Here is a 15,932-nt window from a genome sequence, read left to right on the forward strand (position 1 = left end):
CCATAACAAAGAATCCTGTGCTACTCCTTCAGAAACCTCTTTAATCCGTGCATTCACATTCTTGATATTTGCATCAAGACCAGTAAATGCACTACCAACATCTTTAAAAGAGCCCTCTGTTATATTACCCTTTGTATCAATCTTGGATAAGTTATAAGTTGGTCCCGTCATGGCAGNTATCAAGACCTGCAAAAGCACTCCCAACATCTTTAAAAGAGCCCTCTGTTATATTACCCTTTGTATCAATCTTGGATAAGTTATAAGTTGGTCCCGTCATGGCAGAACCAGCAACGCCTGCACCTCCACCAAAATATTTTGATGTATTGGCCATAGCCGTTTCCAGATTTCTCGCTGTGGACGAAAGACTCTCATTGGTTTTGCTTAACTGTGAAAAATTAACTGCATCGTTCGCTCCAGTGCCATCAGACACTCCTGTAATCTTTTTACCCCCAGCATCTATCCCAGAAATGATTATTTTCGGTCCACCTGTAATCACTAAGCCTGTTGCATCTAAGGTACTGCTTCCTGCATTTACTTTATTGACTGCAATATCCTTAGCTAGATCAAATTTTATATTATTATTATCTTTGCCTTTGCTAATTTGAAGATTTGTACTTGCCGCTGATAAATCGATCTTGCTCTCTATACCAATAGTTGTAGCATCTGCACCACCAGCAGACAGCTGCCAACCTTTATCTACGTAATCTTGTAATGACTTTATCTGCGCAACATTAGCAGCATCAGTCAGTTCAGAACCAGCTGCTACCCCTATAATTTGTCGCGTTTTCTTCTCGCTGACATCACCAACACTCACAGCACCATAACCACTCTTCCATTGAGCGTCAGCACTTGTTGCACTCGCTTTCTTATTAGGAGAATAGCCAGAAACACCACTAGCCCTATCAGCGACAGCATCTACACCTAGCGCAACACTGTGCAACGCTTCCGCTCTTGACCGTCCACCAATAGCGGTAGTACCAGCACTGTTGACGTGCACGTTGTTGCCAACAATAGTAACAGCCTCAAACAGGTTATTTTGTGAATGTACCTGTATGTTGTTACCAATAGCAATAATACTATTACCCTTCGCATTCGGACTTTTCCCCAGTTTTATATCATCATTAGTTGCATATGTACTCACCCTCCTTGCTAAACTATTAACGCCAGACAGCAAAATATCATCACTATTATCTCCCCCAACAGGCAGCATCCGCCCTTTTTTAACAAATGTTTTTGGCAATTTTCGCACAGCAATATTATCCGCACTCATGCTTTTATCGTTAACCGCTATTCTTGTAAGCTGTGGCACTTTCTTATCACCAACATTTCCAACTCGCGCAGAACGGCTACCTTCTGTCAAAACATTTATTATGGAACTCTTATCGCTCTTACCAGAAAGGGTTTTGGTTAAAAAATTTGCGTAATCTTCAGAAGCATTCAAACCAGCAACAGAGANGTCTTCATCACCTTTTGTAATCGTAAGATTTGCACTTCCAGCAGAAAAATCTACCGCGCTGTCCATGATAACGGTCTTACCATCCTTACCCCCAACAGATAGTTTCCAACCACCATTTCTTACGACACTTTCTAAGTCTTTTAACTGTACAACATTTACTGCATCAGTAAGTTCACTACCAGCTGCTACACCTGTAATCTGCCGCGTTATGCCCTTACTAGAATTACCAACACTAACGGCACCCTGCTTACTTTTCCATTGCGCTTCAGTGCTTTCTGTTGCCCCCTGCAGCGAAGAAGTATATCCTGAAACACCTGCAGCCCTATCAGCGATAGTATCACTTCCTATAGCAACACCACCTTGTACAGAAACTATAGAATTGACACCCATTGCGATACTGCTTGGTCCCAAAGCGTGAGACATGGAACCTATAGCAATACTAGATTCACCTGTCCCACTTGCCTGATTACCTATAGCAATACCATACAGCGCCTCCTTTGTTACAGATGCATTGTAACCAAGAACAATCCCCTTTTCTGCATAATTCTTCGCGCCGTAACCAAGAGCCATTGCATAATCACCAGCTGCAAGTACTCTATTTTTTTCATCAATATTCTGTTTTTCAGATCCAGAAGTAGCTCCAACACCACCGATTGCAATGCTATAAACACCTTCCGTTTTCGCCCCCCGCCCCAAAACAACAGAACCATACGATCCTGGTAATGTTTCTGCCTCAAAACCGACAACAACATTCCAACCGTTTCTAGTTTTTGCACCATACCCGATAGCAACAGAACCGTATGCACCTCTCCCATCAACACTACCAACCACATCGTCACCAATAAGAACACCCCACTTGCTGTTTGTATAATTAATCCCACTACCCAAAATAACATTGTTATTTTGAGAACGTTGCATTCCTGCAGTTCCGCCCCGCAAAAGGTCAGAAACATTAACAGGGATTGCATTCTCATTATTCCCTGAAAACTGTTGGGCTGTAGAGCTATCACGAACAAGCGACCGTGGACTAATGAGAGACTTTTTATATTGCTCGTCTGTATCTAGAGTTCTTACCAATAAATTTTTGCTATCGTCCGCAAGAACATTTACGATAGAACTCTTATCGCTCTTACCAGAAAGGGTTTTGGTTAAAAAATTTGCGTAATCTTCAGAAGCATTCAAACCAGCAACAGAGAGAAGGCTTTGTGGATAAGAGACACCAGCACTTTTTACACCTTCAAGAAACGTGTTTCTAAAATCAGGATTTGCTGAAAAAACAGGCGTAACATTCGATAAGAATGTAGCCGCTATAGCCAACGAAAGAACTTTAACAAAAGAAAAACGAGAACGTTTTAATTCACTCGCTGCTTGTGGGGCATATAATTTTTTCATAACAAACTCTCCAATGAAAAAACTTAGAAACACCTCCAAAACATAAAAAAGACACATTTTAGCATTATTGATCTTTTTGGAATTTAGAGTAGACGATCATTGCTTAGGGCGTGAACGTTTTGAGTCTTTAGTCTTGTTCTGTTTGTGCTCTCTGTATTGAGATCTAAATGCTTGTCTTTTTGATTATGTTTTTTGGACATAAAGATAACACATTTAGAGTCTAAGGGTTTTAGTGTGCTGTTTTTTCCTAACTAAAAAAGAGGCCTTGTATATTTGATATTACTTTTTACTTGGTAGTGATTACTATAAAATCCTTTGTACTAGGTTTTAGTATGTATTTTCCTAACTATAGACTTTATTTTTATTAGAAAGCATGGTTTTATTAATAATAAGTAAAGTAAAAAGAAATTGTAATATTTACGGAATATAGTTTTCCTTGGATAATTGGCTTTTTAGTTAGATTTTTTCTTTTTAATATATCATATAATGATATATGCGTGGTCCCGTGGTGTACCTTTTATCTTTACGCACTACTTATCCCCCCTTTGAATTATTTTATCAAAATGAGTCTTACTAATATACATTTTCATACAGCTATAGGCTGTTCAAGAAAATAGCAACATAAAAATATAACTTTTTAGCAATATGGATTCTACTGTGATCTTTTTTCAACAAAATATAGAAAAATCTTCTATAAAACCTCACAGTTTATAGCGTCATCAAATATTATGCTTATCTTTAGATAAATACTGTGCATCTATAAAAAAACATCCACCCTTATTTCAATAAATAAGGGTGGATGTTTTGTTTTCTTTTCGTTGTTCGTATTATTTTATTTTCAGAGTAATTGCACCACCTATTCCCCAATGACCACCAGCACTCGTGGCAGAGAGATTAGAGCGGATTTTTCCGTTTTCAGATGTATAACCAGCACCAAGAGCAAATGCGGATTGTCCACGCCATGCGCCGCTACCAAATGAGACACTCAAAGATCCCGGCTCGTCAAAATAACGTAGGTTGGATACTGCTAGACCAACGGCGGCTGCTTGCCTTGCCTCTTTCCGTACGCTCTTAATGTCATAACTTAAAATATTAAACTTCATATCTGTATATCGGTCAGACCGATCAACAGCATCATCAATGGCATTAATAACAATATTATCCACCCGACTATCCGTATATTTTTTTGCATCATCGAGAACAATTTTCATCTGTTGCTGAGTGTAATCATGCAGTTGACCACCATTCACAGCTTCTTTCGAACCTTGTTCAATGCGACCATTGGCAACATTATCAATCATAACAGGTTCACTTTCGTTGCCACCTTTTAGAGTGATCTTATTGGTTTTTTTACCATCAGCATCTTTATCATAGTTAACTGCACCATCAGAAAGATTATTAACCGTGTTCTCAATATTATCAACTCTGTCTTCAATATTGAAAACCGTTTCACCAATATTCGTAACCGTAGTGGAAATATTGTCGACTCTGTTTTCAATATGCTTAATATCTTTTTCAACGCCAGTGATACGTTCGTTGGTTTCCCACAGCTGTCCACCATTGACTGCATCTTTTGAACCTTCTGCAATTTTACCATCTGCTACATTGATAATCTTACTTGGTTGACCATCATGGCTAGCGTCATAAGCTTTTTTCTGCTCATTCCAATTTAAACCATTGGACGAGACATTGTTTTCAACACTTTGAATACGGTCGTTTATCTTAGACATACTCTCACTTACGCCGTCAAAAGCACTGGCAACGTTATGATAAGCCTTCTTTTCACCAGAGCTCCCGTCAGCCTTGAATTGTGCTATCTTGAAAGTAGGAGCAGTCCATTCTCCATTATTATAGCCAGCGCCACCACCAAAATATGCAGCAAGCTGATTACTCATCAAATAAAGTTGCGAACCATTTATAGCATCGGTTGAATTAGCAGAAATATCTCCATTGGCAAGAAACTTAATTTTGCTATTGGTTTTTTCCTCTCCATGCTGTGCTACAAATGCCTGCTCATCATTGCTCCACAACAAAGCATCCCCTTTGACTTCTTGTGTAATATCATTGATTTGTTGTGTAAAATTATTGACCACATTCGTGAGATGACTATTCACACTCTTCACATTTGCATCGAGACCACTCAAAGCTGAGCCAACATCATGATAATTGGCTTTTGCCACCTGACCATCTTCAACAATAACAGATAAATTATAGTTTGGTCCTTTAAAAGCACCATTTTCGAACGAGGCACCACCACCAAAATAATTTGCTATATCTCCAGATATTTTATTAATTTGGTTCCCATTGATCGCATCATGCGATCCTTGCGCAATTATGCCATCTTTAACATTATGGAGAGCAACAGGGATTTGGTTATCCATCCCACCTAAAGTTACGCTACCATAATTAACGGTATCGTTTTCTTTATCATAGAGAACTGCAGCAGCACTTGTAAGATTAATATCATTAGAAATCTTCTCTATACTTTTATCAAGCTGGGCTTTGTTAACAGCTTCATCATTTCGCTCTGCAGCTTTTACACCAGAAATTGTACGAGCTTCACCAGATTTGTTTGCAACATTAATTTCTGTACCCCCTGTTGTCACACCAATGGTAATAGTACCTGCATCTCCTTCCTGCTTAACAAGGCTATTTTTTGTCGCATTCGCAATCTGATTTTGGATATTCGTGATAGAAGTATCAACAGCATTAAAAGCAGAACCAACATCATTATGAGAATTACCCTGAATTGTGTAAGTTGGTGCTTTACCATTAGATACATCTGCACCACCACCAAAATATTGTGATGTATTTTGAGAAATTGTTGAGAGATTATTCGTAACAGTGATAACATTCTGATTAGTAGCAAAGAGCTGCGAACCATTTACTGCATCGGTTGAATTAGCAGAAATATCTCCATTAGCAAGAAACTTAATTTTGCTATTGGTTTTTCCGTCTCCATGCTGTGCTACAAATGCCTGCTCATCATTACTCCACAATAGAGAATCTTTAGAAACACCCTCAATTTTCTGAGTAAATTCATTTGCTACATGTGTTAAGCGGCTATTCACATTGTTGATATTGTCATCAAGCCCTGTCAAAGCATCACCAACATTATTATGGTCTTTAGATACTGCTACGCCATCTTCAGAAATGCGCGATAAATGATAGAGCGGACCGAACAAAATACCGTCGCTAAATTCCGCATTCCCACCCAAAATGTTTGCTACATCTCCAGATATTTTTTCAATCTGCCTACCATTGATCGCATCATGCGAATCTTCAGCAATTTTCCCATCTTTAACATTATGGAGGGAAACTGGTGCTGTAGTCTTATCACCACCCAAAGTTATGCTATTATAATTAACGGTATCTTTTTCTTTATCATAAAGAACTGCAGCAGCATTTGTAAGATTAATATCATTAGAAATCTTCTCTATACTTTTATCAAGCTGGGCTTTGTTAACAGCTTCATCATTTCGCTCTGCAGCTTTTACACCAGAAATTGTACGAGCTTCACCAGATTTGTTTGCAACATTAATTTCTGTACCCCCTGTTGTCACACCAATGGTAATAGTACCTGCATCTCCTTCCTGCTTAACAAGGCTATTTTTTGTCGCATTCGCAATCTGATTTTGGATATTCGTGATAGAAGTATCAACAGCATTAAAAGCAGAACCAACATCATTATGAGAATTACCCTGAATTGTGTAAGTTGGTGCTTTACCATTAGATACATCTGCACCACCACCAAAATATTGTGATGTATTTTGAGAAATTGTTGAGAGATTATTCGTAACAGTGATAACATTCTGATTAGTAGCAAAGAGCTGCGAACCATTTACTGCATCGGTTGAATTAGCAGAAATATCTCCATTAGCAAGAAACTTAATTTTGCTATTGGTTTTTTCCTCTCCATGCTGTGCTACAAATGCCTGCTCATCATTGCTCCACAACAAAGCATCCCCTTTGACTTCTTGTGTAATATCATTGATTTGTTGTGTAAAATTATTGACCACATTCGTGAGATGACTATTCACACTCTTCACATTTGCATCGAGACCACTCAAAGCTGAGCCAACATTATGATAATTGGCTTTTGCCACCTGACCATCTTCAACAATAACAGATAAACTATAGTTTGGTCCTTTAAAAGCACCATTTTCGAACGAGGCACCACCACCAAAATAATTTGCTATATCTCCAGATATTTTATTAATTTGGTTCCCATTGATCGCATCATGCGAATCTTCAGCAATTTTCCCATCTTTAACATTATGGAGAGCAACAGGGACTTGGTTATCCATCCCACCTAAAGTTACGCTACCATAATTAACGGTACCGTTTTCTTTATCATAAAGAACTGCAGCAGCACTTGTAAGATTAATATCATTAGAAATCTTCTCTATACTTTTATCAAGCTGGGCTTTGTTAACAGCTTCATCATTTCGCTCTGCAGCTTTTACACCAGAAATTGTACGAGCTTCACCAGATTTGTTTGCAACATTAATTTCTGTACCCCCTGTTGTCACACCAATGGTAATAGTACCTGCATCTCCTTCCTGCTTAACAAGGCTATTTTTTGTCGCATTCGCAATCTGATTTTGGATATTCGTGATAGAAGTATCAACAGCATTAAAAGCAGAACCAACATCATTATGAGAATTACCCTGAATTGTGTAAGTTGGTGCTTTACCATTAGATACATCTGCACCACCACCAAAATATTGTGATGTATTTTGACTTACACTTGCAACATCCCGATTAACCTGCTCCAACTGCGCAAAATTCACTGCATCATCAGGTTCTTCCCCAGCTGCCACTCCTGTAATCTGCTTATTGCCAGCATCAATACCATCCACAGTTATTTTAGCCCCATCAGCAAACAAAATGCCATCATCACTGATAGAGCTTCTCCCAGCGGTAACTCGTTCCACTGTAATATTATTAGCTAGATCAAATGTTACATTATTGTTTTCCTCACCTTTTGTAATCTTAAGGTTGTCACTTGCAGCCGACAAATCTACAGTATCTTGTACACCAACAGCTTTAGCATTTTTACCTCCAACAGATAGTGTCCAACCTTGGTCTACGTATTTTTGTAATGATTTTAACTGTGCAACATTAACGGCATCAGTGTCGCCACTACCAGCTGCCACTCCTACAATCTGGCGCGTTTTTTTTGATTTAGCATCACCAACACTCACTGCACCTAGCGTACTCGCCCATATCATGTCGTCAGAATCTGAAGGGCCTTTAGTTAAAGAATTATACCCGATAGCGCCAGCAGCAACATCAGCCACAGACTCGCTCTCAAGAGCAACACCTAAATTTACCGTCGTTTTTGAATAAGCACCAAAAGCTATAGATTCCTCACTGTCCGCCTTAGCACGATGTCCAATGGCAATTGATTCTTCGCCCGTCGCTATTGTACGGCCCTCAATAGGAATCGGCTTACTACCACTTCTACCTTCACCACCTATTGCGATACTTTTTTTACCTACAGCGTACGCCAAATGACCTACAGCAACAGTAAAGCTATTATCCACCTGCGCACCGTAACCAACAGCAACCGAATCTGGAGCGTTTACTATTATCTTGGCACCAAGAGCAACAATATCACTATTTCCATGGAGTTTTTCAGCCTTTGTTATATCATTACCAAATATGACATTAGTACCCTCTACGTCACGTTGCTGTCCGGTATCGCGCTGCATTCTAGTCATAGAGTCATTGCGCAAAGGATTCAATGCATCAATAATCGCTGTATTCTCACCATTCTGTACACTGATGATCGATTTTTTATATTGCCAGCCTGCATCTAATGTTCTTTCCGATGAGTTTTTGCCATCTGCCCTCAAAACATTCACAATAGGATCATCATTACTTATACCAGAAAGGGTTTTGGTTAAAAAATTTACATAGTTATCAGAAGCGTTAACTTTTGGCATCATTGCTACATTCAATGCTGTTAAATAATTTTCCTTATCACCATCATAGTAATCATACGCAGAAATAATGCTTTGCGGATAAACCACGGCAGCATTCTTCACATTTTCAAGAGATGCTTTTGTTAAATCGAGATTTGCTGAAAAAACAGGAGCAGCATTCGATAAAAACAAGGCAACCGCAGTTCCCAACGAAGCTACTTTAAACAATGATGATCGACGATGTGAGCGAGAAAAACTCAAATCACGCAGATTTTGTGTAGTATATAATTTTTTCATAATACCCCCTTCATAATAATAGATTAAAAGCACAAAAAAGGTATGATCTAGAGCTCTAAAGCTTTCCTATTTCCCTTGCGTGTTCCTGCTTTTACAGCGTGTTTTAGGACATAAATAAAATTAAGACGTAAGCTGTTGTTTCTGCAACGCCTTTAGAGGGTAATTAGGGGTAGGTTCGTGAAAGTCAATTTGAGGAAGGTAAAAAAATACTTAATATTAGAATGGATTTTGTTTTTCTATCAAGGGTTGTGTGTCGTTTTTAGCTTTGATCTCTTTGAAAGAGGTATAATTTTTGTGCCTATTGATCATCCGCTTAGGCATCAGTTTATTTTTCGTGAATAAGATTTTTTATTTCATTAGAGGATTTATGAAAGCTTTTTACTAAAATGCCCCATCTATATCCTTACTAATGGTAATGTGTCTCGTTGCTGTATCCTATTTTACAAAAATACTCACTGCTCCTTGTTCTTTTATTCCCTTCAGTTGTGAAAAATTCACTGCATCAGTATTGCTAGTTCCTTCTGCAACATTTGTTACTTTTTTACTTGCCGCATTAATATTACCGGTGGTTATTTGCGGGACATCAGTAATTACTAAGCCTGTTGCATCGACTTTTCTTTTCTCTCCTAATGTTATGCTTTTCAATGCTATATCATTAGCCAAACCAAATATGAGCTTATTTTCATCATCCTTATCTCTTTTAACCCTGAAGTTACTTCCTCCAGATGAAAAATTTATTGTACTATCTAGCACCCATATCTTTAGCTGCCTCACCAGAAATAGACAGTTTCCAACCTTTTTTTCTTACGACTTCTTCTAAATCCTGCAACTGTCTAAGGTTCACTGCATCGGCAGGTTTGCTACCAGCTGCTACACCTATAATTTGTCGCGTTATGTTTTTACTAGGAACACCAATACTTACTGCAAATTTCGTACTTTTCCATTGAGATTCAGTGTTTTTAGCCGGTCCTTTCAGAAGAGACGTATACCCAAAAACGCCATCAGCCCTACCGGACACAGAGTTGTTCCCAATAGCCCCCCATCAACCGTCACTTTAGAATAAGAACCTAAAGCGATACTTCCAACCCCTTTTGCTTTTGAATAGAAGCCCATAGAAATAGCTTCTTGAGCAAATGTATATGCACGGAGTAACCAAGTGAAATCGAACCATATTCTAAAACTTTAGAAACAGCTCCCACTACTGTTGAATAATCACTCTTCGAAAGAGTATAATCATTTTCCCCGTATTCGCTCTTCTTATTATATTCACTACCTATTGCGATACTGCTTTTCTCTAAAGCGTAAGCCATATTACCTACAGAAACGCTCCATTCTTTTTCCGTTTGCACTCCACTACCCTAAAGCAATACTTGTGTTTGGAGTACGTTGCATATCTGTAGATCGTTGCATTATAAAGCATACGTTTAAAACTATACGAAAATAAAAGCTAAAACTGTCTCCTTTTAATAAAGGGTATATTCGTATTGACATTGCGTGAAGCATTTTAACAAATCAAAATAATAGCAATCAATTTTTTGAATCTTTACCACTAAGGTCTTTATTCTCAACAAAGTTGTCAGAGGCTTTTTATATCCGGATTTTATATAATTACGGGAGTTTTATACATTTAGAATAGCTTTAGAGAGCTCTGGAAGAAAGTAAAAAATTTGCCCTTTTCTTAAATAAGAAAAAGGCAAATCAATTTTATCGATTTAGTCGTTTATTAGTTGAGTATCACATTAACCCCTGTACTTATACCCCAGTGACCTCCAGAAGTGGTAATTGACAAGTTGGAACCAATATCACCGTTCTCTGAAGTATAACCTGCACCAAAAGCAAAAGCAGATTGACTACGCCATAAACCACTACCAAATGCGATTGTTAATTTTCCAGGAATATCACTATAGCGTAAACCAGCTACCGCTAAACCAACAGCTGCTGCTTGTCTTGCCTCTTTTCGAACATCCTCAACAGCATAACTTAATGTCGAAAACTTCATATCCGTATACGAATTAGCCTCACTAACTCCATCTTTTACAAGATGAGAAACTTGCTCATCCGTATACTTATTGGCATTTTCAAGCACAAAATCCATCTTATCTTTTAATTGACCACCATTAACCGCTTCTTTCGAATCCTTTTCAATCTTTCCATCGGCTACATTGGCTATTAATACTGGAGAACTGTCATCTCCACCAACTAATGTAACTTTATTGGTCTTTTTGCCCGTTTTTTTATCTTTATCGTATTGTACAGATCCCTCCGTAACTTTATTTTCAATATCCTTGACCTGATCTGTAATCATTTGCTGAGTTTCCCAAAGCTGTCCTCCATTCACAGCTTCTTTTGAATCTCTGTCTACCTTGCCATCCTCTACATTGATAATCTTACTTGGACTCTTAACACCCTGAGCATCAACATGAGATGCATCATAGCTTCCTTTTTCTTCATTCCAATTCAGACTATTCGAAGAGGTACCTTTTTCAACTTCTTTTATACGATCGTTGATAGTGCTCATGCTGTCATTAACAACATCAAATGCTTCAGAGACATTATTACGCTCCTCTTTATCACCTTTCGTACCATCCTTATTAAAGACCTGAACGGTGAATTTTGGTCCTCGCCAGTTTCCTTCCTTATCATAACCAGCTCCTCCACCAAAATATGAGGAAAATGTCTGTTGAAGAGTATAAATCTGACCACCATTAATCGCATCAGTCGAATCTTCTGATATCTTTCCTTTCGCAAGGAACGTGATCTTGCTGTTTTCCTTTTTACCTTCTTCCTCATGCTGTGCTACAAACGCACCTGCATCATCACTCCACAACAACGCATTTTGCTCAATGTTGTCTGAAATCTCATTATGAAGATTCTTGAAAACCTTATTTACACCGGCAAACGCGGCTGCAATGCTATCATAATCCTCCTCTACAAAGCTTCCATCTTCTTGGAAAGTCATTATCTTGAAACCTGGAAGGACCCAGCCATCACCATCATACTTAGCATCACCACCAAAATACTTTGCTAGCGACTGATTCAGATCATAAATCTGTCCACCATTAACCGCATCACTCGAGCCTGATACTATAGAGCCAGCCGCAAGTGATGTGATCTTGCTTGCTTTTCTGTCTTCACCTTCCCCATGCAGAGCGACAAAAGCTTTGTCACCATCGCTCCAAGATAAAGAATCTTGTGCAACTCCCTCTGAGACCTCCTTAATGCGAGCGTTCACATTCTTGATATTCTCATCAAGCCCTTTAAAGGCAGAACCAACATCGGTATGCGGTTTATCTGTTACTTCACCACCTTTATCAATACTGGATAAATTATAAGTTGGCCCTTTAAAAGCACCATCCTTAAATTCAGCATCTCCACCCAACAATTTTGCTATATCCATTGAAAGAATGTGAACCTGTCCTCCATTGATAACATCCGTTGAGTTTTCCGCAATCGATCCGGCGGCTACATTATGGAGCGCAACAGGTGTAGCATCCTTCCCTTTCCCAAAAGTTACATTTGTATAATCAGTTTGATTATCTGTTGTTTTATCGTAAAGAACAACAGAAGAACTATCCGACAGAAGGGTATCAGAAAGATCCTTCAAACCTTTATCAAATTGTTCTTTGTTCACAGCTTCATTGGCTTTTTCTGCTGCCTTTACACCAGAAAGAGTTCGATCCTTACCACTCTTGTTTGCGATATTGATTTCACTACCTTCTACTCCTTTACCAATGTTGATAATACCTTCATTTTTCGTAACAAGAAGATTACTGATTACATCGCTGATCGCAGTTTGAACCTTTGTGAAAAGTTTACCCACACCTGAAAATGCATCTGATACATTCTTATAGCTTGATTCAGCTTCAGTGCCATCATCATTGATAATTTTTAGCTTAAAATCAGGAACTTTCAATTCCCCATCCTTATATTCAGCATCATCAGAAAAATATTTTGCAACCTTATCGCCCAGTGAATAAAGTTGAGAACCATTTACGGCATCCATCGATTCTTTCGTAATATCTCCTACAGCAAGCGATGTGATTTTACTTGCCTTTCTGTCATCACCTTCCCCATGCTGAGCGACAAAAGCTTTGTCAGCATCGCTCCAAGATAAAGAATCTTGTGCAACTCCTTCTGAGATTTTCTTAATGCGAGCATTCACATTCTTGATATTGTCATCAAGTCCCTTAAAGGCAGAACCAACATCGGTATGCGGTTTATCTGTTACAACACCTTTTTCATCAATATTCGATAATTTATACTCTGGTACTTTAAAGTTTTTTCCATCAAAGGATACATCTCCACCTAAAATTTTTGATAAATCCCCAGTGATTGTATGAAGCTGGCCACCATTAACGGCATCTGTCGAATTTGTGCTAAGATCTCCACCCGCAAGACCTGTTATTTTTTTACCTGCAGCATCAATACCATCCGCTATTACTTTGGGACCATTTTCAATAGTTAAGCCCGTTTTATCTAAAGTGATGTCTTTTAATTTTACACTGTTCAATGTGACATCTTGTGCCAAATCAAATGTTATTTTTTTGTCTTTATTGTCTGTTGTATCACTATTTTTAATCTCAAAGTTTTTGCTTCCAGAAACCAAATTTAATATATCACCCGGCTGAAAGTTTGAAACAGCCTTATCATTAAGAGAAAGTGTCCACCCTTGTGCTACAAATTCTCTTAATTTTTTCAGCTGTGCAATGTTGACGGCATCAGTGTCTGCATAACCCGCTGCCACACCTGTAAGCTGTCGTGTTATCTTATTCGGAGTATCACCAACACTAAAAGCTCCTTGAGTGCTCTTCCATATCACACCATCATCCGTTGACTGGCTCCCTATGGAAGGATCATAGCCAACTGCGGACACTGAGTTACGAGAAACAGATTTATAACCCACAGCAACACCACCCTCAGGAAGTACTTGTACATTTGAACCTAATGCCATACTATTTTTAGCTGTTGCAGCTGAAAGTCCACCTAATGCAATACTATTTTCACCAGATGCATTTGCAAAACCACCTAATGCAATACTATTTTCACCAGATACATTTGCAGAACCACCTAATGCAATACCATTGTTAGCAGTTGCACTTGAAAGCTTACCTATAGCAATACTTTCTTGCCCACCTTTTCCCTCACTGGCAGCAATTGTAATGCTCTCCGTTTCGGCATGCCATTTAAAGACACTATCATCGGCAGCTTTTTTAATCTCATTGTGAAGATTTACATAAGACTTACCCACACCCTCAAAGGCTTTGGCTACATTTGGAAAACTTTCTTCTTCAATCTCATTCGTCTCAGGATTTAAAGTTTTAATTTTGAACTCTGGATTATCCCATTGACCATTCGTAAATTTAACACCACCGCCTAAATATCCAGCTATATGGGTAGCTACAACATTCAACTGACTACCATTTACCGCCTCTTGTGAATCTGCACTAAGATCACCAGATGTAACACCCATTACCTTTTTATTTCCAGCATCAATACCACCGGTGGTTATTTTCGGACCATCAGTAATTACTAAGCCCGTGGCATCGAAGGTATTTGTACCTGCTTTTAAGCTTGTTAACATAATGTCTTGAGCCAGATCAAATTTTACTTTATTGTTATCTTCGCCCTTTGTAATATTTAGGTTGCTACTTCCTGCGGAAAAATCTACCGCGCTATCCATAAGAACAGTGGTAGCATTTTTATCTCCAACAGAGAATTTCCAACCGTTTTGTCTTACAACTTGTTCTAAGTCCTGCAACTGTCTAAGGTTCACTGCATCGGTAACATTAGAACCAGCTGCTACGCCTGTAATTTGTCTGGTTATACCCTTACTATAATCACCAAATGAAACTGTTCTCTCTTTTTCATCAGAACTATCGGTTAGAGAAGAGCCGATTGCAATGCTATTTTTAGTATTTCTACTACTACCAGCTAAAGCAGTTAAGCCGATAGCAATCCCTTGGTCAGCCCTCGTCTGCGCTACCTGCCCGAAAACAATAGCATCATGCGCTTCTCCCTGAGCTCGTTCACCATAAATAAGAGGATTACCCAAATCCTGATTGCTAGTTATCTGATCTCCCTTTACAACTCCTGGAGTTAAAGCTGCTCTTGTTATTTTTTTACTTCCAGCATTCATATCAATTGAACGTATCGAATCGCTGGCTTCTGCCAAAACATTCACTATAGGACTATAATCACTTACACCAGTAAGAGTTTTGGTTAAAAAATTTTCATAGTCATCAGCAGCACTTACCTTGGATGTCAAAGCAACATTCAGCGCTGTTAAATAATTTTCCTGTGATGAACTAGAAGAATCCAAATCATTCGAAAAAACAGGGGAAATACTGGCTAAAAGTGCCGCTATTGAAGTTAAGGATAGGACTTTAATAAAAGGAAAACGAGAAAACTTTAAATTGCTCCCTGCTAATTTTGTATATAATTTTTTCATAATGAACTCCCCAATGAAAGAAATAACTATAAACACAAAAAAGACACATTTAAACGCTATTAGGTCTTTTAAAATTGGTTTTTCTAAACGTATTCAAAAATTTAGTACCTGACTGAAAAGATAGAGAAGTTGTGTTTTAGGTTTTATGGTTAATGCGTTTTACTCTTTTACATTTCCTAAGAAAGTAAATTTTTTTGTGGTGATTGGTTTTTTTACCTTTAAACTTATTGGTTGTTTTTTGCAAGGGGTAGAGTTAATTTAGCGTATTGTTTTATAACTTCTTCCAGTAAAGTTGAAATACATTTGAATGTATATTTTTGTCTTAAAAGCTTTTTAATAGATTTGTAGAGAGCAAAAGGTTTTTTATCTGTAGAGTGCTACAGATTTTTCAGATTTAAAAATTAAAGAA

6 protein-coding genes are annotated in these 15,932 nt (G+C 38.2%); all 6 read right to left on the bottom strand.

Going from position 1 to position 15,932, the window contains the following annotated elements; translation table 11 throughout:
• Positions 1 to 151: 151 nt before the first annotated feature.
• The 6 genes from ACFIMG_RS00950 to ACFIMG_RS00975 all read right to left on the bottom strand — a co-directional run bounded on the left by ACFIMG_RS00950 (position 152) and on the right by ACFIMG_RS00975 (position 15,523).
• Positions 152 to 2,848, bottom strand: a complete 2,697-nt coding sequence (locus tag ACFIMG_RS00950; protein ID WP_375693550.1) for a hypothetical protein — start codon at positions 2,846 to 2,848, stop codon at positions 152 to 154.
• An 827-nt stretch (positions 2,849 to 3,675) separates the two neighbouring features.
• The gene (locus tag ACFIMG_RS00955) at positions 3,676 to 9,075 is read right to left on the bottom strand and encodes a Vomp family autotransporter (RefSeq protein WP_375693551.1); all 5,400 of its coding nucleotides are present in this window, start codon (positions 9,073 to 9,075) and stop codon (positions 3,676 to 3,678) included.
• Between the two features lie 435 nt (positions 9,076 to 9,510).
• Positions 9,511 to 9,828, bottom strand: coding sequence for a hypothetical protein (locus ACFIMG_RS00960; protein WP_375678326.1), 318 nt, complete (start codon positions 9,826 to 9,828; stop codon positions 9,511 to 9,513).
• On the bottom strand, positions 9,818 to 10,093 hold the full coding sequence (locus tag ACFIMG_RS00965) for a hypothetical protein (RefSeq protein WP_375611460.1): 276 nt from the start codon (positions 10,091 to 10,093) through the stop codon (positions 9,818 to 9,820). The genes ACFIMG_RS00960 and ACFIMG_RS00965 overlap by 11 nt, the downstream gene beginning before the upstream one ends.
• Before the next feature lie 49 nt (positions 10,094 to 10,142).
• A complete protein-coding gene (locus ACFIMG_RS00970; protein WP_375678325.1) occupies positions 10,143 to 10,424 on the bottom strand; it encodes a hypothetical protein in 282 nt (93 codons plus the stop codon).
• Positions 10,425 to 10,798: 374 nt separating this feature from the next.
• Positions 10,799 to 15,523 (bottom strand): YadA-like family protein, encoded by a 4,725-nt coding sequence (locus tag ACFIMG_RS00975; protein ID WP_375678324.1) that lies wholly within the window; start codon positions 15,521 to 15,523, stop codon positions 10,799 to 10,801.
• Between the last annotated feature and the right edge of the window lie 409 nt (positions 15,524 to 15,932).

Origin of the sequence: Bartonella sp. AP11XZML, from assembly GCF_042196445.1 — a bacterium.
GTDB lineage: Bacteria > Pseudomonadota > Alphaproteobacteria > Rhizobiales > Rhizobiaceae > Bartonella.

Bases quoted from the DNA above. Each gene is read 5' to 3' on its own strand.
- ACFIMG_RS00955 (WP_375693551.1), bottom strand. From the start codon at position 9,075: ATGAAAAAATTATATACTACACAAAATCTGCGTGATTTGAGTTTTTCT.
- ACFIMG_RS00975 (WP_375678324.1), bottom strand. From the start codon at position 15,523: ATGAAAAAATTATATACAAAATTAGCAGGGAGCAATTTAAAGTTTTCT.